The organism is Nonomuraea sp. NPDC050202 (genome assembly GCF_040656115.1).
GTDB lineage: Bacteria > Actinomycetota > Actinomycetes > Streptosporangiales > Streptosporangiaceae > Nonomuraea.
On sequence record NZ_JBFALF010000022.1, the window covers coordinates 164,033 to 186,181 of the forward strand.

The following is a 22,149-nucleotide window of genomic DNA, read 5'->3' on the forward strand; positions in this document are numbered from 1 at the left end:
GGCTTGATGATGGGCGACCGCGCACCGCTGAGCCGGGAACTGCTCGCCGAGCGTCTCCTGCCCGCCGCGCTGTGCGACCTCTTCGGGCTGGACGCGGCCGGTGCGGACGTCACTCCGGTCGGCCGCGGGGCGATGGGACGGATCTGGCGCCTGACAGCCGGCGGTGCGGCCTACGCCGTCAAGGAGCATCTGTGGGGCGTTGGACGAGCGGGCCGTGGCCCGCGGCGCGGCGTTCCAGCAGGCGGCGGCCGCTGCCGGGGTGCGCTCCCCGCGCAACGTCCCCACTTCGGGCGGCGGGTTGGTGGGGCACCTGCCGGCGGCCCTGGGCGGCAGCGGCGTCCGCCTCTATGACTGGCAGGAGGGCCCGGCGGCCCGCCCGGACGAGGCGGGAACCCCGGAACGCCTGGGGGAGCTGCTGGCGCGCCTGCACGGACTGGCCCTGGCGGCGCCGGACCCGCCGGATCCCTGGTACGAGACCGTCGAGGAGGTGGACTGGGACCGCCTGGCGGGCACCGCGGCGGCGCGCCAGCCGTGGCAGGAGCAGCTCGCCGCCTCGCTGCCCGGCCTGCGGCGGCTGGCGTCGCTGGTGACGCCCTCGGATCCGGACGACCGGATCATGTGTCACCTGGATGTCCAGTGCTCCAACGTGGTGGTCACGGATCGCGGCTGGGTCCTGCTGGACTGGGACGACACCGGCGCCGGGTGCGCCGACCGGGAGCTGGCCATGGCCCTGCTGCGCTGGTTCACCGCCGGCGGCGTCGACGGGGCCGCGATCGGCAGGACGATGGCCGCGTACCGCGCGGCGGGCGGAACCGCGGTACCGGAACCGGACCGCTCGTTCGCCATGCAGGCCGCGAGCTGCGTCAACTTCGTCGCCGCGCAGGCGCGGCTCGCGCTGGACGACACCTACGCCGAGCACCACGCCGACGCCGAGGAGCGCCTCATGAACGTGCTGACGGCCTTGCCGGACGTCGCGACCTTCGACGAGGTGGTGCGCTTCGCGGCGGGTGGCGGCCGGTTCGGCGGGCGACGGTAAGGAGCACCGATCCACCGGCTTTCGCGGGCGAGCACGTGCTCAGAGTGAGAGGTATCAGGGGCGGCGGAGGCTCCCTCTGCACACTCGGACAACCGCACAGGCGGTTGCGGCGGCAGGGGGAGACGATGTTCTCAGCGCTCGAGTACGCCAAGCGTTACGAGATGGCGCCCGACAAGCAGACGGTCGAGCAGTTACAGAAGTTCGTGGACGTCTCCGGGCTGAGTGGGGACGAGCAGTTCGTGGTGGCGTTGCTGAACGCCGTCTCGGCGCCCGACTTCCCTCTCACGGCCACGATGCGGGAGATCCGCAAGGCGCTCGCGGAGGCCGCGGAGATCCGGGAGCTGGGGGACTGGTGGAAGGAGAAGCTCGACGCCTATGTCGCGAACATCGGCGATGAGTCGTTCGAGATCGCGACGTTCCTGCAGGAGTGCATGAGCGGCGGGCTCTCGCTCGATCACAAGGACGCGGTGGCGGGGCAGACGCTGCTCCTGGCCACGCCGCTCCTCCTCGTCCGGCAGCCGGTCTTCGAGGAGCGGGCGAACGTGGCCGGCCTGCTGGGCGGCTACCGGTACCAGACGGACGTGATCGAGGTCGGCATGGGGCTGTTCGAGATGGCCGCCGGGCTGCGGACGGAGAAGGACTTCAGGGGCGCCTCCAAGCTGGGCATCCTGCAGTTCGCCACGAGCGACCGGGTCGCCACCTACGAGGGCGTGACGGTCAGCAACAGGTTCACCAACGCCTTGGACACCAGCGAGCGGCCCTGGTACAAGGGCGTGTACGCGCCGATCGCCCCAGGCGCGCCGACGGCCGTGGCGCCCAACGACGCGCCGCGATGGGGTCTTCCGAAGGTCTGGGCCAAGGGGCAGAAGCTTCGTGGCATCACCATCAGGGACACCTTCGTCACCCACGCCGTCGTGGAGGTCGCGCCGAACAAGTTCCACAAGTTCTTCACCTGCGAATGGGCCTTCACGGTCGACTACGACGCCACGGACCCCGGCGCCGCCAGGGCGAGCTACCAGGTGACGGGTCAGCGGTTCGAGAGCGGTGAGATCACGCTGAGTGGCCAGGAGCCGCTGACGGGCGGCTATCGGGATCAGGTCACGACGTAGGCAAGCAGGGGAGCGCGCAGGTCGCTCGTGGCTCAACCGCCATGGATTCGGCCCCGAACGGTCAACGGCCGTTCGGGGCCGAATCGGTTGGGCTGCTCAGCCGGCCGGCCAACCCGTCCGGGCACGTCCGAGCCCGTCCGTGCCGGTCTGAGTGCGTCTGAGCTCGTCCCGGCCCCTGTTGGACACCGCGAGCGCGGGTCTTCACTGGCGGTGACGCGGCGATCGGCCGCACGGACGAAAGGACCTGTCGTGATCGACAACGAGCGCAACGAGCCGTACGAAACCCCACAGCTGATCGAGATCGGCGAGTTCGGGCAGCTGACCCGCGGCTACGGAATGCTCAACATGGACGGGATCTACTACTACCCGGGCTGAGGCCACCGTGCCCATCGAGTCCCGCAGGACCCGGTGCGGGTCCGCGCAGCCATCACATCCCAGGAGAAAGGCACCAGTCATGATCGGTAACGAGTCGTACGAACCCCCGCGGATGCTCGACATCGGACAGTTCGGAGAGCTGACCTGCGGTTCGGCGGGCCCGCACCTGGACGGGTGGTTCTACTTCGGGTGAGACGAGGAGTCCGGTGCGTAAGCTGAGCGGTGGGGAGTTCGCGGTGCTGCCCGACAGCGCCGCGGGCGAAGCCCTCACTGAGACGTTGCACGGCACAGTCGTGCTGAGCTACGCGTCCGGCCGTCCCTGTCTGCTGGCCGCCTCGCCGGGCGAGATCGTCACGGCGGAGGTCGGCCACGCGCGGCTGGCGGTGATCGGCACGTGTCCGGTCACCGCCGGCCGGCTGCGGCGGACGGCGGCGCAGCTCGGGTGCCTGGCGGACACCGATGCGGTGGCCGCGGCCCTGCCCGGCAGCTTCCATCTGGTCGCCGTCGTGGGCGGGCAGGTCCGGGTGCAGGGCACCGCCTCCGGCATGCGGCGGGTGTACTACGCGCGGACCGGCGGGGCGGTGGTCGCATCCGGCCGGGCGGCGCTGCTTGCCGCGCTGACCGGGGCGGCGGTGGACGAGCAGGCTCTGGCGATGCGGTTGCTGATGATGGTTCCGCCCGCGCTGGCCGAACCGCTGTGGGAAGGGGTCGCCATGGTGCCGCCCGGCCAGGCGGCCCACATCGACGCGGACGGGGTACGGCTGCGCTCCTGGTGGCGGGCGCCGGAGCCGGAGATGCCGCTGGAGGAGGGCGCTCCCGTGGTGAGGGCGGCCCTTGAGGAGGCCGTCGCCGCCCGGATCGGCGAGGGCGCGGTGGTGGCCAGCGACCTGTCCGGCGGGCTGGACTCCACGCCGGTCAGCTTCCTCGCCGCCGCGACGGCCGGGCAGCGGTCGGCGAAGCTGATCACGCTCGCGCTGGCCATCGACGATCCCGAACATGACGACCCGCAGTGGGCGGCCCGGGCGCGGGCGCACCTGCCCGGCGAGCACGAGGTGGCCCGGTCCGGCAACCTGCCCAAGTGGTTCGCCGGAGCGGCCGAGGTCGTTCCCGGGCTGGACGAGCCGACGCGGTGGCTGCGCGCGCTGGCCCGCGATCTGGCGAGTTCGGCGCTGCTGGCCAGGCGAGGAGCGGCCGTGCGCCTGACCGGGCACGGCGGTGACGAGGTCACCCTGCTGCCCGCCTGCTACCTGCACGACCTGGCTCGCCGCCACCCGGCGGCGCTCTGGCCCCACCTGCGCGAGCAGCGGTCCCGAACCCGCTGGCCGCTGTGGGCGAGCATCCGCGAGCTGGCCGACCGGCGTCCCTACGCCGCGTGGCTGGCCGATCAGGCGCGGACGCTCAGCGCGCCGCTGTCCCGTTTCCGGCCGGACTTCGGCTGGGAGCACCCGCTACGCCTGCCCGACTGGACGAGCGAGGCCGCCAAGGACGCGGTCCGCCGGCAGCTCGTCACGTGCTCGGCCGAGCCGTACTCTCCCCTGCGCGCCCAGCACCTGAGCCTGTCGAGCGTCCGTTCCATCGCCGCCTCCGTCGACGGCGCGCAGATCATGACGGGCCGCGTGGGCGCCACCGTACACGCCCCCTTCCTGGACGACCACGTCGTCGCCGCCTGCCTGGCCGTACGGCTGGACCAGCGGGCGGCGCCCGGCGCCTACAAGCCGCTCACCCGGGCCGCGATGCGCCCGGTCATGCCGGCCGAATGCCTCGAACGCACCACCAAGGGCGAGTTCTCGGCCGACATCTACCAGGGCCTGCGCCGCCACCGTGACCAGCTCCTGGCCCTGCTCGACGGTTCGCTGCTGGTGGAGCGCGGCCTGGCCGACGCCGCCGCCCTGCGACGGGCCTGCGTACGCACCCCGGCGGAGGGCGGGCCGGGCGTGCTGGCGCTTGACGTCTTCATCGCCACCGAGAACTGGCTGCGAGCCCTGCTCGCCCACCCCGCACAGGAGGAGTCGTGCGTGTGAGCCTTCACCCCGGTGTCACCCTCACCCCGATCGACGAGGTCGCCGTGCTCCTGGACGAGCGCACCGGCCGCTACCGCCAGCTCAACGCCACCGCCACGCTCGTCCTGCGCAGCCTGCTGGCGGGGCACGGCCCGGCCGGGGCCGCCCGCGAGCTCGTGCGCACCTATCCGGACGCGACGCCCACCGCCGAGGCGGACATCGCCGCGCTCGTCGAGCGGTTGCGCGCCGCGAACCTCATCGTCGAGACCGCCGACGGGGAGCAGGCGCGATGAGCGTGCCCATGGTGCCCGCAGACCGGCCCCGTCTCAGCCGGCACCGCCGTCTTCCTGCGCTGGCCGCGGTGGCCGTCGCGCACCTGATCGCCCGCCTGCCGCCGGGGCGGATCCGCGCGGTGCTGACGTTCGCCCGCCGCGGCGCCGTCCCGGCCACCGCCCCACAGGCCAGGGCCGCCCGGGACGCCGTCATCGCCGTCAGCCTCTCCTGCGCCGGGCAGGGCTGCCTGCCCCGCTCCATCGCCGCGGCCCTGCTGTGCCGCCTGCGCGGGACCTGGCCCACGTGGTGCGCCGGCGTGCGCGTCCACCCGTTCGCCGCGCACGCCTGGATCGAGGCCGACGGTCGTCCCATCGGCGAGCCACCCGTCCAGCACCACCGCACCATCGTCGTCGCCCCGGTCGGTGCCGAGGGGTGACGGCGTGATCCGCATCGCGTCGAGCGGGTGCCGGGGCCGATCGCTCCGGCCGCCGGCTCAGGCGACCCGGGACGAGCTCGCCGTCCAGGTGGTGCAAGCGCCCGGCTTGCCCGCCTTGTACCCCTTGTCGAGCCAGTAGCGGCGGTTCTCGGTCTTGCCCTGGAACCTGTTCTTCCAGAACTCCGGCACCTTGATGACGGGCTTCCAGTCCTTGACCTGACGCCCCACCGCCTTGGCCGACACGCCGGAGAAGCAGTCGATCTGCAGGTAGTAGCGGCGGTTGTGCTCGTTCATGACCGCCTCGGACGCGTCGTTCTCCAGCGCCCACCACGCCCGCCCGATGCCGGTCTGCCCGGTCACCACCCCGCCCCACGTCCGCACGATGGACGTGAACACGGCCACGTCGTTCTTGGCCTTGATCCAGTCGTCGGCCAGCCGGACGCGGATCTGCGTGGCGCAGATCTCGGAGAAGGAGCCGGTCACGTCCATGCCGGTGGAGCAGGACTCCTTGTCGTCGGCGTCCTTGAACACCACCTTGACCGGGGCGAAGCCCTTGATGGCCGGCTTCCACGCCTTGTTCAGGCAGCCGACGAGGGTGGTGACGTACTTCTTGGTGGAGGCGCTGCTCGTGCCCTTGTTCAGCTTGCAGGCCACCTTGGGCAGCTTGGCCGCCTTGTAGAGGGCGTTGTGGGTCAGGTCGGGAGCGCCCTTGACCGGTTCGGCGAGCGCAGGGGCGGAGAGGAGGGCCAGGCCCATGGCCGCGCCGGCGGATAAACGCATGATCATAGAGCGGGATCTTAGGGGGTGAGAGGAGATGCGGCGCTACCGGAGCGCGTTGTGCAACTGGACGCGGGAGGTGGCGCCCAGCTTGGCGTAGATCTTCGCCAGGTGCGCGCCCACCGTGCGGTGCGAGATGTAGAGGCGCTTGCCGATCTCCCTGTTCGTCAGCCCCTCGGCGGCCATCTGCGCGATCTGCAGCTCCTGCGCGGTGAGGAGCTCGCTGGTGGCGGCCTGCCGTTCGCTGCTGCGCTCGCCGGCGGCGCGCAGCTCCCGCCGGGCCCGCTCGCCCCACGGGGACGTGCCGAGGGCGTCGAAGGTGTCCCGGGCCGCGCGCAGGTGCTGCCGGGACTCCGCGGCGCGGCGCTGCCGGCGCAGCCACTCGCCGTAGGCCAGCTCGGTGCGCGCCCGCATGAAGGGCCGCCGCGTCAGGTCCGCGGCGAGCGCCGCGCGGAACAGGTCCTCGGCCTCGTCCTGGTCCGCGAGCACCGCCCTGGCCAGCCGCAGCCCGTCGTGCAGGGACGGTGACGTCGTGGTCCGCGCCGCCGCCTCCATCCGGGCGAGCACGCCGGCCGCGTCGCCGGGACGCTCGCCACGCCGGGCCGCGTCGGCGAGGTCGGCCACCGTGTGGCAGCTCAGGGCGAGCTGGTACGCCGGATCGGTGATGTCGTGCATGCGCAGGAGCCGGGCGAGCGCCTGCGGGTAGTCGCCCGAGCCGAGCGCCGCGAGTGCCCGCGCGTGCTGGGCCGTGGCGAGCACGTTGCGGGCGCTGACCCGGGTGCCGAGCCGTTCCGCCTCGGCCGCCAGCTCGTCGGCCTGGTCGAACAGGCCGCGCAGCGCGGCGATCTTCGCCTGCGTGGCGAGGACGAGGCCGAGCAGGAACGGCTGGCCGGTCTCCTCGGCCAGCCTGCCCGCCTCCTCGGCCGCGGGCAGCGCCACCGTGAGGTCGGCGAGCTGCGCCGCCGCCCACGCCTGAGCCGCGAGCGCGCGGGCCAGCAGTTGCAGGCGCCCCTGCTCGCGCAGGCCGGCCAGCGACGCGGCGGACTGCGCGATGGCCACGTCGAAGCTGCCGACGAGCACCGCGACGCTGCCCACGAGCCGCGCCGTCCGCGGGTCGGGGACGGACCGCGCGAGCAGCCGCTGCGAGCGCTCGATGACCACCGCTCCGCGGGCGACGGGGGCCGCGTAACCGAGGATGGCGATCAACCGCGCGTCCAGCGGATCGAGCGGGAGCCGCTCGGCCACCTCGACGATCCGGTTCCTGGCAGGCATGCCGGGCTCGGTCCAGAAGCAGCGCAGCGCGGCGCTCCAGAGGATCCGCACCGCGAGGTCGGTGTCCCCGTCGGAGGCGACGGACTCGGCGAGGTCCGCGAGCGCCGAGGCGTCCATGCTCCCGCCGCGCAGGCCGTCGTCGAACGCGGCCCTGATCCAGGCCAGGCGCGCCCGCCGTTCCCGTGACAGCTCCAGCTTCCCCGCCTGGTCGAGAAGCCGGTCGACGATCTCCGGGTGGCCGAGCTCGACCGCGCCGTCCGCGGCGCGCAGCAGCCGGTCGGCCCGCCGGTCCGGATCCACGCTGAGCCGCGCGGCCCGCTCCAGAGCGGCGACGACCGCGGCGCCGCTGCCACGGCGCTGTGCCCGGGCCGCGACCGCCTCCAGCGCGGTCGCGATCTCCTCGTCCGGCCGGTCGCTGGCGGCCGCGAGGTGCCACGTCCTCCGGTCCGGCTGGCCGGCCAGCACTCCGGCCAGGGTCCGGTGGATGTCGCGGCGCCGCGCGGCGCCCGCCGCCTGGTGGACGGCGGAGCGGATGAGCGGGTGGTGGAACGCCGTCCGGCTCTCGTCGTCGCTGAGGAGGCGGGCCTCGACGGCGGGCGCGAGGTCGGCGGCCGTGACGGGCAGGCCCGTGAGCGCGCGCGTGGCGGCCAGCGCCTCGTGCGGGTCCGCGCTGTCGTTGAGCGCGGCGACCTCCAGCACGGCCCGCGTGGCCTCCGGGAGCGCGGCGAACCGCCGCGTGAACGCCTCCTCCAGCCTGGCCGTGAGCGGCAGCCACGGCCCGGTGAGGACGGCGGTGTCGCCGGTGCCGTCCACCGCGGCAGGCAGCTCGATCAGCGCCAGCGGGTTGCCCCGCGCCTCGGCGAGCAGCCGCCCGCGCACGGCGGCGGGCAGGTCGCCCGCGTGGGCGTCGAGCAGCGCGGCGGCGTCCTGCTCGGACAGCGGCGGGACGACCAGGTCCGGCAGTCCAGCCCCGTCCAGCGGCGTCGCCATGCCGGTGCGGGCCGAGGCGAGCAGCAGGATCGGCTCGGACTCCAACCGCCGGCCGAGGAAGGCCAGCACCCCCGCGGTGGACGGGTCGAGCCAGTGCGCGTCCTCCGCGATCAGCACGACCGGGCCGGCCTCGGCGGTCTCGGCGAGCAGGTTCAGCACGGCGAGGGCGACGAGGTAGCCTTCCGGCGCGGTCGCCTCGACGATGCCGAGCGCCGCCCGCAGCGCCCCGCGCTGGCTGGGCGGCAGCACGTCGAAGTGGTCGCGCACCGGCCGCAGGAGCTGGTGCAGCCCGGCGTACGGCAGGTGCGCCTCGGCCTCCACGCCGGCCGTGGCCAGGACGCGCAGGCCGGCCCCGCGCGCGACCGCGGCGGCCTGCCTGAGCAGGGCCGACTTGCCGATGCCCGGCTCGCCCCGCAGCAGCAGTGACGCGCCGCCCTCGCCCACCGCGGCGATCAGCCCGTTGAGCCGGCCGATCTCCCGGTCCCGTCCGATGAGTCCCACGCTGCACAGGCTAACGACCCGCTCTGACCTCCCCTGATGCGGCCGGGCAGCCGCGCGATGGTCACATGACCGATGCGGCGCGGGCCGTGCGGCTCGTAGCGTCACTCTGATGACCGGCCGCTCGGGCATTCGGCATGGCCCGAGCAGGCGGAGAGGGAGGAACGCGATGCCCGCGACAACCGGCAGGACCACCGCGCCGGACGGTCTCGTGACGCCCCCGGCGGGTGCCGGCGGCAGGCCGCAGGAGCGCGGACGGGAAGCCGGCACGCGGCTCTACGGGCGCGACCCCGAGCTGCGGCTGCTGTCGGACCTGACCTCCCGCGGCCTGGCCGGGGCAGGGGGCGCCCTGCTGCTGCGCGGTGAGGCGGGCATCGGGAAGACCGCCCTGCTCGGCGCGGCCAGGGACGCCGCCGTCAGGCAGGGCGCCCGCGCCCTGTCGGCGGTCGGCGTGCAGTCGGAGGCGTCGGTCCCCTTCGCCGGGCTGCACCAGCTCCTCCGGCCGGTCCTCGACCGGGCCCCGGCCCTGATCCCCCGGCAGCGGCAGGCGCTGCTCGCGGCGTTCGGGTTGGCCGAGGGCGTGGCGCCGGAGCTGTTCTCGGTCGGGCTGGCGTCGCTGGAGCTGATCAGCGGCCTGGCCGAGACGGCGCCGGTCGTCCTGGTCGTCGACGACGCCCAGTGGGTCGACGGGCCGAGCGGCGAGGTCCTGGCCTTCGTCGCCAGACGGCTGGACACCGAGCGGGCGGTCATGCTGCTCGCGGTGCGCGACGGGCACGACACCGTGCTGAACGACGCGGGCCTGCCCGAGCTGGCGCTGACGCAGCTCGACGACGACGCGGCGGGCGCGCTGCTCGCCGCGCGCGCTCCCGGGCTCGGCCAGGCCGTCCGCGATCGGCTGCTGGCCGAGGCCGCCGGCAACCCGCTGGCGCTGGCCGAGCTGCCCGCGGCGCTGAGCGGGGACGGCGTCCGCCAGGCGTCGGCGCCGTGGCTGCCGATCACCCGCCGCCTGGAGCGCACGTTCCTCTCCCGCGCCGCAGGCCTGCCGGCCGCGGCCAGGACCATCCTGCTGATCGCCGCCGCCGACGACGAGGGCGACCTCGCCGAGATCCTCAGGGCCGCGGAGCTCCTGGACGGCACACCCCTCTCGATCGGCTCGCTGGAGCCCGCCGTCCAGGCCCGGCTGATCGAGCTGGACGGCTACGACGTGCGCTTCCGCCACCCCCTCATCCGCTCCGCCCTCTACCAGGCCGCCACCCCGTCCAGACGGCTGGCCGCGCACGCCGCGCTGGCGGCGGCGCTGGACGGCCACCAGGAACGCCGGGCCTGGCACCGCGCGGCCGCCTCCCCCGGCCCTGACGACGACGCCGCGCTCGAGCTCGAGGCGGCCGCGCGCAAGGCACTCGACAGGGGAGCGCCGCGCGCCGCCGCCGTGGCCCTGCGCCGGGCGGCGCTGCTGAGCGCCGCGGACGGGAGCCGGGGCCGCCTCCTGCTGCGTGCCGCGGAGATCGACTTCGAGCTCGGCGACGCGGCCGCCGCACGCCGGAAGCTCGCCGAGGCCAGGTCGTCGAGGCTCGCGGAAGGGGAACGGCTCCGCCTCATCCTGTGGACGGAGGCCCTCAACGAGGAGAGCTGGTACAGCCCGGAGCGGGTGCGCGTCTTCGCCGACGTGGCGGACCAGCTCGCCGGCAGCCAGAGCGACGGCGCCGCGCTCGCGCTCAGGGCGTTGTGGCCGCTGTCCATCGGCTGCTGGTACGGCAACCCCGCCCAGGAGACCCGCGACCTCGTGGTCAAGACGGCGCGGCGCCTCGGGAGGGGCGACGGCGACCCCATGGTGCTGTCCATCGCCGCCTGCGCGGACCCGGTGAAGGAGGCGGCGTGGGTTCTCGGCGAGATGCCGGAGGTCGTCCCCGAGTCCGTCGCCGACCCCGCCGAGCAGCACGCGCTGGGCGCCTCGCTGACCGCCATCTGGGCCTTCGACCTCTCCTGGCCGTTCCTGTGCGCGTCCGTGGACGGCCTGCGCCGGCAGGGCCGGCTCGGGCTGCTCGGCGAGGCCCTCGCCTCCCAGGCGTGGGCGGCCGTCCACCTCGGCAAGCACCGGCTGGCGGAGAGCGCGGCGGACGAGGCCGCCCGGCTGTCCCGCGACACCGGACGGCTCCGCTGGGCGCTGGTGGCCGACCTGGCCCTGGCGACGCTGGCCAGCGAGCGCGGCGACCAGGAGCGCGCCAACGAGCTCATCCGGACGACGGAGGCGGAGCTGCTCTCGGTCGGCGCCCAGTCGATCCTCGGCTTCGCCCAGTTCGCCCGGGGGCGGCACGCCCTGGTCAACAACCAGCACGGCGACGCGTTCGAGCAGTTCGCCCGGGTCCTGGACCCGTCCGACGTGGCCTACCACCCGTACGTGGGCTACCTGGGGATCGCGGACCTGATCGAGGCGGCGGTCCGCACCGGCCGGGACGAGGAGGCGGAACGCCACCTCGCCGCGCTCGACGCCCTGGCGGAGCGGACGACCTCCCCGTTCCTGCGGGCCATGGCCGCCTACGCCCGCCCGCTCGTCGCCCCCGACGACGCAGCCGAGCCCCTCTACCAGCAGGCTCTGGACAGCGGGCTGTCGCGCTGGCCGTTGCACCGGGCGCGGCTCCTGCTGGCCTACGGCCGGTGGTTGCGGCGCCGGCGCCGCCTGCTGGAGTCCCGCCCGCCGCTGCGGGCCGCGATGGAGAGCTTCGACGCGCTCGGCATCGCGGCGTTCAGCGAGGACGCTCGGGCCGAGCTGCGCGCCGCGGGCGAGGCGGTCGGCCGGCCGGCGCCCGACACGCTGGACCGGCTCACCCCGCAGGAACTGCAGATCGCCAGGCTGGCCGCGAGCGGGATGACCAACCGGGAGATCGGCACGCAGCTCTTCCTGTCCCACCGGACCGTCGGCTTCCACCTCTCCCGGATCTTCCCGAAGCTCGGCATCACCTCCCGGGGCCAGCTCCGCCTGGCGGATCTCGGCGGCGACTGAGGCGCGCTAACCGGACGCGGCACCGGTGCCGAGGGCGGGCAGCAGCCGCAGGGCGTTGCTGGTCGTCAGCGCCCGCCAGGTGGTGCCGGGCGGTTGCGGCGCCTCGTCGATGGACGCGACCTGCGCGGCGGTGCCGGCGGGCGGCGTCCAGCAGTAGTCGCTGCCGTAGAGGATCCGCCGGCTGCCGAACGCGCTCACCAGGGCGGGGACTTGGTGGGGGAACGGCGTGCCCGCCAGGTCCCACCAGAGCCCCGCGAGCTGCTGCTGGACCGCCGGGACGTCGGGGCGGCCGCTCTGGAGTCCTTGGCCGTCCCTGTCCAGGAAGACGGTGCGGAAGAGCTCCATGCGGTCGGCGAGCAGCGGCAGGCTGCCGCCGCCGTGGGTGAAGATCCACCGGATCCGGGGCCAGCGGGTGAGGACCCCGTTGAACACCAGGTCGGCGGCGGCGCGCGCGGAATCGAAGACGAACTCCATCATCGGGCGCGGCCGCCGCGGGACCGGGTCGTGGCACGGCGACGTGGGATGCACGAACACGACCGCGCCGCGGCGGTCGAGCTCCGCCCACAGCGGGGCGAACCGGACGGCGCCGAGATAGGCGCCGCCGGCGTTGCTCAGCACGGCCAGGCCGTGGCTGCCGAGCTCGTCGAGGGCGCGCGCGGCTTCGGCCAGGGCACCCTCGACGTCCGGCAGGGGCAGGGAGGCGAAGTGCCCGAACCGTCCCGGGTACCGGCGTGCCACCCGCGCGCCGGCGTCGTTGACCTCCCGGCAGAGCGCGCGGGCGGCCCGGTCGTCGCCGAAGTGCACGCCGGGCGAGGAGATCGACAGGATCGAGGTGGCCACGCCCCACTCGTCCATCAGTTCCAGGTGGGTCGCGGCGTCCCAGCGCGGCCAGCCGGGCATGCCGTCGGGCTGGAGGTGACCTGCCGCCCTGGCGGCGCCCAGGTAGCCGTCCGTCACGAAGTGGGCGTGCACGTCGACGAGGCCCTCGGCAGGGGTCCGTTCGCTCACGATCGTTCTCTTTCCTTCTCTGGTCGCCGGCGGCGCGGGGCAGGCCCCCGAGGCGGTCCCGCGCCGCCGCGTGGCCTGCGGTCAGCGGGTGGAGAACCCGCCGTTGAGGAAGACGGTCTGGCCGTTGAGCCACCAGCCGTCGGTGAGCAGGAAACGCACCCACGGCACTACGTGCTCGACCTTCGTGAGCTCCCCGTGAGGCGTCTGCGTCCTGGAGTACTCGGCCTCGCCCGGCGCGGCCGCGTCCCAGAAGAACGACGTGTCCATCGGGCCGGGAGCCAGGTTGTTGACCGAGACGCGGCGGCCCGCCAGCTCCTTGGACAGCGCCCGGGTGAAGTGCTCCACGGGGGCCTTGCTGCCCGCGTACACCGAGTACCGGCCGGTGTAGGCGGCCAGCAGGGACGACACGAAGGTGAGGATCCGGCCGCCGTCCTCGATCCGCTTGGCCGTCTCGGCCATGACGAAGAACGCGGCCTTGGCGTTGACCGCGAAATGCGCGTCGTACTCGTCCTCGCCGACCTCGGTCATCGGGTTGCCCCTGGCGAGGCCCGCCGTGTTCACCGTGGCGTACAGGGCGCCCTGACGCTCGACGACCGCGTCGAGCACCCGGCGGATCTCGGCCACCGAGGTCAGGTCGGCCTCTATCGCGAACGCGTCCGCGCCCGCCGCGACGCACGCGGCCACGGTCTCCTCGGCCAGGCCCTTGTCGGCGCGGCGGTGGTAGTGCACGGCGAGGCTCGCCCCGGCGGCGGCGAGGTCACGCGAGATCGCCCCTCCGAGGTTCTTCGCGCCGCCCGTGACCAGGACGGTCTTGCCCCTCAGCGTGTTGTCGGGCATGGGATGTGTCCTTTCCTGCGTGTCGATCGGGGACCGCGGCCATCGTGGCCCGGCCGGTGCCGCGCCTTCTTCCGTCACCTGACCTGTCCGCCCGCAGGTCAGGTGACGGCGCAGGGCGACGCGCCGCTGACCGGTAACCGGCCAGGTCATCTGGCAGAAGAGGGCTCGAAGCCGCCGGGAACACGATGGACGCGTTCCGAGCGAGGACCGTCCCGCCGCGGCGGGCGGCGCAGAAAGGCGACCCATGAACGATCAGCAGCAGGGCAACCCGGCGGCAGGCGACCGGGTGGCGGTGGTGACGGGCGGATCAGGCGGCATCGGCCAGGCCGTCTGCCGGCGCCTGGCCGACGACGGGTACGCCGTCGTGATCGGCTACGCCGGCCGGCCGGCGGAGGCCGAGGCACTGGCCAAGACGATCATCGACGGGGGCGGGCGCGCCGTGGCCGCCCGCGCCGACGTCGGGGACGAGGAAGAGGTCGCCGCGCTGTTCGGGACGGCCGTGTCGGCCTTCGGCGGCGTCGACGTCGTGGTCAACACGGCCGGCATCATGGTGCTCGCGCCGGTCGCCGAGCTCGACCTCGCGGTCCTGGACCGCATGCACCGCATCAACATCCGCGGCACCTTTGTCGTCGGCCGGGAGGCGGCCCGCCGGGTCAGGTCCGGCGGCGCGATCATCAACTTCTCCTCGTCGATGGTGAAGATCGCCCTGCCGTCGTACGCGGCCTACGCCGCCAGCAAGGGCGCGGTGGACGCGCTGACGCTGATCCTGGCCAGGGAGCTGCGCGGGCGGGACATCACCGTCAACGCGGTGGCCCCCGGGCCGACCGCCACCCCGCTGTTCCTCGACGGGAAGGACCAGGCGTCGATCGATCGCCTGGCCGGGATGGCGCCCCTGGAGCGCCTCGGCGTCCCCGCCGACATCGCCGAGGTCGTGGCGTTCCTGGCCGGGCCGGCCCGCTGGGTCAACGGCCAGGTGCTGTACGCCAACGGCGGTGTCGTCTGACGCCCGCCGACGCAATCCGACAAGACAACACAGGAGCAGGAAGATGACGTCCAAGAAGATCATCATTGTCAGCGGCGCCTCCAGCGGCTTCGGCGCCATGACCGTCCGCGGCCTGGCCGACGCCGGTCATGTCGTCTACGCCGGCATGCGCGACATCACCGGCCGCAACACCGCCGCGGCGCGCGAGGCCGCCGAGTACTCGCGGGCCCACGGGGTGGACCTGCGGCCCATCGAGATGGACGTGTCCAGCCAGGAGTCCGTCGACGCCGCCGTGGCCGCAGTCGTGACCGAGCACGGCCGGATCGACGTCGTGGTGCACAACGCCGGGCACATGGTCCTCGGGCCGCTGGAGGCGTTCACGCCCGAGCAGCTCGCGAGCGTCTACGACACCAACGCCGTCTCCACGCAGCGGCTCAACCGGGCGGTGCTGCCGCACCTGCGCGGGCAGCGGGACGGGCTGGTGGTCTGGGTGGGCTCCAGCAGCACGAGGGGCGGCACCCCGCCGTACCTGGGCCCGTACTTCGCGGCCAAGGCCGCCGAGGACTCCCTCGCCGTCTCGTACGCGGCCGAGCTTGCCCGGTTCGGCATCGACACCGTCATCGTCGTCCCCGGTTCGTTCACCACCGGCACCAACCACTTCGCCAACGCGGGCCACCCGGCCGGCCACGACGTGGCGGCGGCCTACGAGGAGCTCTACGGCGACCTGATGCCCCAGGTCGCGGCCAAGCTCGCCGACCTGGCCCCGGCGGACGCCGACCCGTCGGAGGTGGCCCGCGTCATCGTCCGGGTGGTCGGCACCCCGAAGGGCCGGCGGCCGTTCCGGGTGCACATCGACCCCGCCGACGACGGCGCCGAGACCGTCAACCGGGTCGGCGACCTGGTCCGGCGCGAGTTCTACCGGCGGGTCGAGCTGGAGGACCTGCTCGGCCCCGCTCTCTCCTAGGAGGACCTGCTCATGTCTCACCATCTCGACACGCCGCTTGCGGCGCAGAACGGCCAGCTGTTCATCGACGACCTGTACGTGTTCGCCGGGCCGGGCAGCACGGTGTTCGTCATGGACGTCAACTCCGACATCACCGGCGTCTACGCACGCCCCGGCTTCCACCCGGAGGCGCGCTACGAGTTCATGGTGCACCTCGACGGCGCCGCCTTCGAGGACCTGACCTACCGGATCTCCTTCGGCGCGCCGGACCGGGACGGGCGGCAGGCGCTGCGCCTGCACGAGCTGACCGGCGCCGCCGCGCGGGAGGACACGGCCCCCGGAGAGCCGGTGCTGGAGGGCAGGACCGGGGAACCGTGCGCCGCCAACGGCATCCGGTTGTGGGCGGGGCGCGCCGCCGACCCGTTCTACATCGACCTGTCGTTGCTGGCCCTCGTGAACGGCGCCGTCGCCGGGGGCACCGTCCCCGACCTGGCCGCCTGGAACCCGGAGGACGCGCAGAACAGCTTCGCCGGCACGACCGTGGAGTCCATCGTGCTGGAGGTGCCGCACTCCCATCCGCTCCTGCGCCCGGGCGCGCGGACCGGGGTGTGGTGCGCGACCAAGCTCGCCACCGACGCCGGCGGCTGGCGGCAGATCAACCGGGCCGGGTACCCGATGATGTGGCCGATCTTCTGGCCCGGCGACACGGATTTCACCAACCCGGCCAACACCCGGCACCCGTCGCAGGACTTCCCCGCCGACGGCGAGCACCTCGCCGGGCTCGTCGCCGCCGTCGCCGCCGGAGCCACCGGCGACCCCGGAGGCTACGGCCGGACCGTGGCCAGGGAGCTGTTCCCCGACGTCCTGCCATACGTGGTCGGCACGCCCGCGACGTTCGGCTTCGCCGCGCGGAACGGCCGGCCGCCGGCCGACAACGCGCCCGAGGTCATGTTGTCCCTCGTCACCGGCACCGCCGTGCCCTCGGGCCTCACGCCGGCCGTCGCCGCGGGGCAGCGCGCCGGCGCCTTCCCCTACGTCATCCCGGCCTGAACCGAAGCCGTCCGCGCCCCTCATGCCGCCACCAGTTCTGCCGCGCCTTCGGCTGCCCAGGCACGGATGCTACGAGGAAGGGGGTCGTCCACCCCGGGGAAAGCGGCCGCGATCGTCGCCGCTTTCCCTTCCGGGGGTGGCAGGATGCTCTGCCGTTGACGCCGGCGATGAGCCGCAATCCGTCGTGACGGTCAGCCGGCCAAGACCATGATCAGCACCTATCGCCACGGGCTACCCCATTCCCCGGGGCCCAAGCCCGGCGGGTTGCGCAGGCGCATGCCGGCACGGACGCGGGGGCAGTTCGGTCGTGATCTCCCTTGTTGATCGGCAACGAAGACGGCGTTCCATCCGTCATCGCCGCGAATGTGCGCGATCATCACAACTCCACATCGTGGTCTCCAAACTACGCCGAACCCTCGGAACCCACGCCACCGAAGAGATCATCCAGACCGTGCCCGGCGGCTACCGGCTCGCGCTCGAACCGGACCACATCGACGCGCACCTGTTCCTGCGCCTGGCCGAACGCGCCCGCGTCGGCCAGAGGCAGGGGGCCACGGCCACCGCGGACACCCTGTTCCGCGCAGCCCTGTAGCTGTGGCGAGGCGAGCCGCTGGCCGAACTGACCGCCCCCTGGGCGCGCATCGAAGCCACCCGCCTGGAAGAAGAGCACTTGGCCGTCCTGGAGGACCACGCCGATCTCCGCCTCGCCGCAGGGGACCACCATGCGGTGGCCGCCGACCTGGCCGTGCACGTGCGTGCCCACCCGCTGCGCGAACGCCCCGCCGCCCAGCTCATCCTCGCCCTGTACCGCGCCGGTCGCCCATCCGAGGCGCTCGCCGCCTACCAGGACACCCGCCGGGTGATGATCGCCGAACTCGGCATCGAACCCGGCGCCGAACTACGCAGCCTGCACCAGGCCGTCCTGGTCAAGGACCCCATCCTCGACCTGACCTCCCCGGCCCAGCAGGTCACGGTCAGCAAGCCGTGCCTGCCGGCCGAACTGCCCGCCGACACCGACGCCTTCACCGCCCGTACCGCCGAGATCGACCGCCTGCGCACCGTGCTCGGCCCCGCCGGCAGCCCTGCTCACAGCCCCGCCAGCGAGCGTTCTGCTCGGGCGTGCCGCCCATCACGTGACGGCGTCGTCACGGCTCAGGTCTCGATGCCGTGCCGGAGCATCTGCCAGATCCGCTCGGCGGCCTCCGTGCGCTCGGTCTGATCGGGAAGCTCGGCGAGAAGCAGGGCCAGCATGCCGATGGCGAGAAGCAGATCGTGGGTCGTCACCTCCGCCCGCACGCGGCCCGCGCGCTGGGCTTCGGCGAGCCCGCCCTCCAGCAGTCGCTGCACGCGTTCGCGCAGCTCGATGATGCGCGGGTCGGGCTGCGGGGGCATGGTGACCAGGCGGACGAACGTGGTCGAGGCGATGGCCTGCTCGGTGACCAGGGCCAGCACCTCGTCGAGGGTGGTGCCGGGCTTGGCGGCCAGCGCCTCCAACTCGCCGATGCTTTCTTCGAAGACGGCCAGGGCGAGGCTGAGGCGGTCGGGGAAGTGGCGGTAGAGGCTGCCCTGCCCGACCCCGGCCGCCCGCGCGACGTCGGTGAGCGAGGTGTCGTATCCGGAGGCGGCGAAGGCGTCGCGTGCCGCCGCGATCAACGCGGCCCGGTTGTGCGCTGCGGCTTTCGGGCCTCGGTTGGGTCGACGGGCGGCAGTCACAACGGTTAGGGTACCAACCGGACGTATGAGTCCGGTTGTCTGAGGCTCCGTGCGCCCGGCAAGGCAGGCGTCTGGGTCCGCCGCGCGCTTGTGCCGTGAAACGTCACCGATGTCCTCCTGTCACGCCCGATCGAAAGGACACCCTTTGACCATGACCTTCGACGACCGCGTCGCCCTCGTCACGGGCGCCGGCTCCGGCATCGGCAGGGCGATGGCCGTGGCCTTCGCCAAGGCGGGCGCCCGCGTGGTGGTCTGCGACATCGATGCCGACAGCGCCGGACGCACCGCCTCCGACCTCGGCGGCGCCGCCGTCGCCGCCACCGCCGACATCGGGGACGAGGCTTCGGTCGCCACGCTGGTCGAGACGGCGATCGGCACGTACGGGCGGATCGACGTGCTGTGCAACAACGCCGGGATCATGGACACCATGGCCCTGCCCGCCGACATCCCCGTCGAGCAGTGGGAGCGCGTCCTGCGGATCAACCTGACCGGCACGTTCCTGGTCACTCACGCGGTCCTGCCGCACATGCTGCGCCAGGGCGGCGGCGCGATCGTCAACACCGCCTCCGAGGCGGGCATCCGCGGCGGCGCGGCAGGGGCCGCCTACACCGCCTCCAAGCACGGCGTCGTCGGCCTGACCAAGAGCGTGGCCTGGGCCTACGCCAAGGACGGCATCCGCTGCAACGCCATCCTGCCCGGCCCCACCATGACCAACATCGCCAACGGCGCGTCCTTCGACCCGACCGGCTCGGCCCGCCTCGGCCCCGTGCTCGCCCTCGGCGAGCGCCTCGCCCAGCCCGAGCAGATGGCCGACGCCGCCCTCTACCTCGCCTCCGACGCGGCCTCGTTCGTCAACGGCGCGATCGTCCCGGTCGACGGCGGCTGGTCAGCGGCCTGAGAAACGGTCAGCGGCCTGAGAAACGGTCAGCGGCCTGAGAAACGGTCAGCGGTCTGAGAAAACGCCGGGGCCGGTTCAGCGCCTGCCCCGGCGTGGCACACGCCGGGAGCTCTCCTCGTCGATGAAGGTCGTCTCGATGAGAGAGCTATCGCAACGCCCCTATGGAAGGCATATGGTCCGTCGATCGGTCACCGATAGGTGCCGGTCGGTAGATGTGGTCACCCTCGAAATTCCGTAGCGAGAGGATCACATCGATGAGGCGTGGCACGACTGCCGGCCTGGCCACCGGGGTGGCCTGCGCGATGCTGGCATTCGGCGTACCGGTACCCGCTGCCGCCGAGCCGGTCAAGCTGGGGGACGTCCAGCAGGCGATCAGTGGCCTGGCGAGGATCGATGGCGTGGTGGGGGCCATCGGTGAGGTGTACGTCGACGGCAAGCGGATGGGCAGGGGGACGGCGGGCTCGCGCCTGCTCGGCGGCAAGGGCGGGCGTATCCCCTCGGGTTCGCGTTACCGCATCGCGTCCCAGACCAAGCTGATGGAGGCCGTGGTCGTTCTGCAACTGGTCGGGGAGGGCAAGCTCAGCCTGGACGACAAGCTCGGTGACGTCCTGCCCGGGGTGTATGGGGACGGGGCCGGGAAGATCGCCGTGCGGGATCTGATCCGGCACACCTCCGGCATCCCCGACTTCGCCGAGAGCGGGAAGTTCGATGTCTTCGACTTCACCACCGCCTACCAGCCGATCGACCTGGTGCGAGCCGCACGTGCTCTGCCGCAGGGTGAGCTCGGGAAATACCGCTACTCCACCACCAACTACGTGCTCCTCGGCATGATCATCGAGAAGGTGACCGGCCACGACCGGGCCGCCGAGTTCCAGCGGCGCCTGTTCGCCCCGCTCGGCATGAAGCACACCTATCTGGCCACCAAGGTGTCCGACCAGATCAGGGGCCCGCACGGGCACGGCTACTACCCCGACGCCCAGGGCCGGCCGCGCGATGTCGACCGGCTCAACGCCACCAGCGCCCCCGAAGGGGCCATCTCCACCGCGCACGACGTCAGCGCCTTCTACCGCGCGCTCAGCCACGGCAAGCTGGTTCCCGAGGACCTGCAGCGACAGCTGCCGCGGCCGTTCCCCGACCTGTGCGGCGGGACGGTCTCCTCGGCCTCCGGCGGCCTGCCCGGCATCAGCTCCACCACCTTCTCCTCGACCGACGGCCGGATTCAGTTCGCGATCGCCGCCACCTTGAAGATCGACAACGAGAAGGCGATGGCCGTCGGCGACGCCACCACCAAGGCCGCCGAAGCCGTGCTCTGCCCCGGCCGATGACCCAGAGTCCTCCGGCGGCCACGCCTCACGCGGCCCGCCGGTGGCCTTGGCGAATCTCCCCCTCTGCCCCGACCAGGAAAGAAGTGTTGTCGTGAAACGTTGGACCAGGGTGCGCCTCGGCGTGCTGAGCTGCGCGATGGTGGGCGCCGCCGTACCGGGCACCGCCGCCGCCGACCAGGCCGATCCGGCCGTCGACTGGAAGGCCTGCCCGTCCTACTCCGATGCGGCGATCGCCGGCATGGGCTATCCCCAGGAGCAGGCAGCGGCGTTCCGCACCCTGCTGGAGCGGCTGGAATGCGGGACGGTGAGCGTCCCGCTGGACTACGGCGACCCTGACGGCCGGCAGATCACCATCGCGGTCACCCGGCTGGCCGCCGCGGACCAGGAGCACCGGCTCGGCGCGCTCGCGGTCGCCCCGGGCGGGCCGGGCCAGCCCGGCTACCTCGACCCGCTCCGGGTCACGCTCAACAACCAGGAGAGCGCGAGGCTGAACGAGCGGTTCGACCTCATCGGCTTCGACCCCCGCGGCGTGAACTACAGCACCAAGGTGGACTGCGCGGGTTCGGGCCAGATCGGCGGCAGCGCCGGGCCGCTGACGAAGGCGGCGGCCAAGCGGAACTACGACGCCGAGGCCGCCGGCAACAGGGCCTGCGGGCGGACCGATCCCGCCTTCCTCGGCCGGCTCACCACCGTGAACGTGGCCCGCGACCTCAACGCGGTGCGGGCCGCGCTGGGCGAGCCGAAGCTCAACCTGCTCGGCGTGTCCTACGGCACCTGGCTCGGCGCGGTCTACCGCAGTCTCTTCCCCGACCGGACCGGCCGCGTCTTCCTCGACAGCGTCGCCGGCCCGGGCAACAGCCTGGCCAAGCACGAGGAGACCCGCGTGCGGGCCACCGAGCGCAACTTCCCGCGCTTCGCCGCCTGGCTCGCCCGCCACCACAAGACCTTCGGCCTCGGCACCACCGCACGGCAGGTCCGCGCCACCGTCCTGGAACTGGGCCGCGACCACGACCGGAACCCCAGGACCTTCACCGACCTGAGGACGCCCCTCGACGGTGGCGCGATCGCCCAACTGGCCGCCAGGACCTCACGCGAGTGGCCGCAGGCGGGCAGGGCGCTCGCCGAGTTGCGGGATGCGAGCGGCAGCACCGCGCCGCCCGCCGTCAAGCAGCTCTTCGGCGCCCGGCAGCCCGCGCCCGTCCCCGGCGCGACGGAGTGGGTCAACATGACGATGAACCGCGCGGTCAAGTGCAACGAGGACCACAGCCGGCTCAGCTTCTCCGCCGCCTGGAAGGCCTACCAGAAGCTGCTCAAGAGCAATCCGGTGACCGGCCGGGCCTCCTACTTCGGCGCCGGCTGCGCGGGCTGGCCGCTGCCGGCACAGACGACCCGGCTGCGCCACGGCGAGGGGTCGCTGGTCCTGGCCGGGCACCGTTACGAGTTCATGTCCGCCTACGAGTACGCCGCCCAGATGCAGGCCGAGATCGGCGGCAGGATCTACACCGTCGACGACGACGCGCACTCCTCAGCCCTGCGCGAATGCGCCGCCGACCTGGTCGCCTACTTCACCACCGGCCGCATCGACCGGGGCTGCCCCGGCGCCAAGGTGCCGACGCCGTGATCCGC

20 protein-coding genes are annotated in these 22,149 nt (G+C 73.4%); 15 read left to right on the forward strand and 5 right to left on the reverse strand.

The window, feature by feature from the left end:
* The first annotated feature begins 199 nt into the window (after positions 1 to 199).
* The 6 genes from AB0I79_RS41500 to AB0I79_RS41525 all read left to right on the forward strand — a co-directional run bounded on the left by AB0I79_RS41500 (position 200) and on the right by AB0I79_RS41525 (position 5,229).
* Positions 200 to 1,036, forward strand: a complete 837-nt coding sequence (locus AB0I79_RS41500) for a phosphotransferase (protein WP_357885505.1) — start codon at positions 200 to 202, stop codon at positions 1,034 to 1,036.
* A 125-nt stretch (positions 1,037 to 1,161) separates the two neighbouring features.
* Positions 1,162 to 2,145 carry a hypothetical protein gene (locus AB0I79_RS41505; protein ID WP_357885507.1) on the forward strand — a complete coding sequence of 328 codons (984 nt, stop codon included), beginning with the start codon at positions 1,162 to 1,164 and terminating at the stop codon, positions 2,143 to 2,145.
* Between the two features lie 249 nt (positions 2,146 to 2,394).
* Positions 2,395 to 2,520, forward strand: a complete 126-nt coding sequence (locus tag AB0I79_RS41510) for a lasso RiPP family leader peptide-containing protein (protein WP_357885509.1) — start codon at positions 2,395 to 2,397, stop codon at positions 2,518 to 2,520.
* A 206-nt stretch (positions 2,521 to 2,726) separates the two neighbouring features.
* The gene (locus tag AB0I79_RS41515) at positions 2,727 to 4,541 is read left to right on the forward strand and encodes an asparagine synthase-related protein (protein ID WP_357885511.1); all 1,815 of its coding nucleotides are present in this window, start codon (positions 2,727 to 2,729) and stop codon (positions 4,539 to 4,541) included.
* Positions 4,532 to 4,813 carry a lasso peptide biosynthesis PqqD family chaperone gene (locus tag AB0I79_RS41520; protein WP_357885513.1) on the forward strand — a complete coding sequence of 94 codons (282 nt, stop codon included), beginning with the start codon at positions 4,532 to 4,534 and terminating at the stop codon, positions 4,811 to 4,813. The genes AB0I79_RS41515 and AB0I79_RS41520 overlap by 10 nt, the downstream gene beginning before the upstream one ends.
* On the forward strand, positions 4,810 to 5,229 hold the full coding sequence (locus AB0I79_RS41525; protein WP_357885515.1) for a lasso peptide biosynthesis B2 protein: 420 nt from the start codon (positions 4,810 to 4,812) through the stop codon (positions 5,227 to 5,229). The genes AB0I79_RS41520 and AB0I79_RS41525 overlap by 4 nt, the downstream gene beginning before the upstream one ends.
* A gap of 57 nt (positions 5,230 to 5,286) precedes the next feature.
* Here the strand turns inward: AB0I79_RS41525 and AB0I79_RS41530 are convergent, their stop codons facing one another.
* The gene (locus AB0I79_RS41530; RefSeq protein ID WP_357885517.1) at positions 5,287 to 6,015 is read right to left on the reverse strand and encodes a hypothetical protein; all 729 of its coding nucleotides are present in this window, start codon (positions 6,013 to 6,015) and stop codon (positions 5,287 to 5,289) included.
* 36 nt (positions 6,016 to 6,051) lie between these two features.
* Positions 6,052 to 8,769 carry an AAA family ATPase gene (locus AB0I79_RS41535; protein ID WP_357885519.1) on the reverse strand — a complete coding sequence of 906 codons (2,718 nt, stop codon included), beginning with the start codon at positions 8,767 to 8,769 and terminating at the stop codon, positions 6,052 to 6,054.
* A 166-nt stretch (positions 8,770 to 8,935) separates the two neighbouring features.
* Here AB0I79_RS41535 and AB0I79_RS41540 point away from each other — a divergent pair, with 166 nt between their 5' ends.
* Positions 8,936 to 11,767 (forward strand): AAA family ATPase, encoded by a 2,832-nt coding sequence (locus tag AB0I79_RS41540; RefSeq protein ID WP_357885521.1) that lies wholly within the window; start codon positions 8,936 to 8,938, stop codon positions 11,765 to 11,767.
* Positions 11,768 to 11,773: 6 nt separating this feature from the next.
* Here AB0I79_RS41540 and AB0I79_RS41545 read toward each other — a convergent pair whose 3' ends face one another.
* Together AB0I79_RS41545 and AB0I79_RS41550 are read right to left on the reverse strand one after the other, a co-directional pair.
* Positions 11,774 to 12,775 (reverse strand): amidohydrolase family protein, encoded by a 1,002-nt coding sequence (locus tag AB0I79_RS41545; RefSeq protein WP_357885523.1) that lies wholly within the window; start codon positions 12,773 to 12,775, stop codon positions 11,774 to 11,776.
* An 81-nt stretch (positions 12,776 to 12,856) separates the two neighbouring features.
* Complete coding sequence (locus AB0I79_RS41550; RefSeq protein ID WP_357885525.1) at positions 12,857 to 13,612, reverse strand: SDR family oxidoreductase; 756 nt, start codon at positions 13,610 to 13,612, stop codon at positions 12,857 to 12,859.
* 244 nt (positions 13,613 to 13,856) lie between these two features.
* Between AB0I79_RS41550 and AB0I79_RS41555 the strand changes: the two genes are divergently transcribed.
* The 5 genes from AB0I79_RS41555 (at position 13,857) to AB0I79_RS41575 (ending at position 17,806) form a co-directional block, all read left to right on the forward strand.
* Positions 13,857 to 14,615 (forward strand): SDR family oxidoreductase, encoded by a 759-nt coding sequence (locus AB0I79_RS41555; RefSeq protein ID WP_357885527.1) that lies wholly within the window; start codon positions 13,857 to 13,859, stop codon positions 14,613 to 14,615.
* 43 nt (positions 14,616 to 14,658) lie between these two features.
* A complete protein-coding gene (locus AB0I79_RS41560) occupies positions 14,659 to 15,558 on the forward strand; it encodes an SDR family oxidoreductase (RefSeq protein ID WP_357885529.1) in 900 nt (299 codons plus the stop codon).
* A gap of 12 nt (positions 15,559 to 15,570) precedes the next feature.
* Positions 15,571 to 16,587: a DUF4331 family protein gene (locus AB0I79_RS41565; RefSeq protein ID WP_357885531.1), complete on the forward strand. Its 1,017-nt coding sequence runs from the start codon at positions 15,571 to 15,573 to the stop codon at positions 16,585 to 16,587.
* A gap of 391 nt (positions 16,588 to 16,978) precedes the next feature.
* The gene (locus AB0I79_RS41570) at positions 16,979 to 17,179 is read left to right on the forward strand and encodes a helix-turn-helix domain-containing protein (protein ID WP_357885533.1); all 201 of its coding nucleotides are present in this window, start codon (positions 16,979 to 16,981) and stop codon (positions 17,177 to 17,179) included.
* Entirely contained in the window at positions 17,180 to 17,806 is a 627-nt protein-coding gene (locus AB0I79_RS41575) for an AfsR/SARP family transcriptional regulator (protein WP_357885573.1), read from the forward strand. It abuts the gene before it with no gap.
* On the opposite strand, the gene AB0I79_RS41580 is transcribed toward AB0I79_RS41575, so the two are convergent.
* Positions 17,740 to 18,300, reverse strand: a complete 561-nt coding sequence (locus tag AB0I79_RS41580) for a helix-turn-helix domain-containing protein (RefSeq protein WP_357885535.1) — start codon at positions 18,298 to 18,300, stop codon at positions 17,740 to 17,742. The two genes, AB0I79_RS41575 and AB0I79_RS41580, sit on opposite strands and share 67 nt — an antisense overlap.
* A 151-nt stretch (positions 18,301 to 18,451) precedes the next feature.
* Between AB0I79_RS41580 and AB0I79_RS41585 the strand changes: the two genes are divergently transcribed.
* From AB0I79_RS41585 to AB0I79_RS41595, 3 genes are all read left to right on the forward strand, one after another.
* Positions 18,452 to 19,198: a glucose 1-dehydrogenase gene (locus AB0I79_RS41585; RefSeq protein WP_357885537.1), complete on the forward strand. Its 747-nt coding sequence runs from the start codon at positions 18,452 to 18,454 to the stop codon at positions 19,196 to 19,198.
* A gap of 254 nt (positions 19,199 to 19,452) precedes the next feature.
* A complete protein-coding gene (locus tag AB0I79_RS41590) occupies positions 19,453 to 20,523 on the forward strand; it encodes a serine hydrolase domain-containing protein (protein WP_357885539.1) in 1,071 nt (356 codons plus the stop codon).
* Positions 20,524 to 20,614: 91 nt separating this feature from the next.
* Positions 20,615 to 22,144 carry an alpha/beta fold hydrolase gene (locus AB0I79_RS41595; protein ID WP_357885541.1) on the forward strand — a complete coding sequence of 510 codons (1,530 nt, stop codon included), beginning with the start codon at positions 20,615 to 20,617 and terminating at the stop codon, positions 22,142 to 22,144.
* Positions 22,145 to 22,149 lie beyond the last annotated feature (5 nt).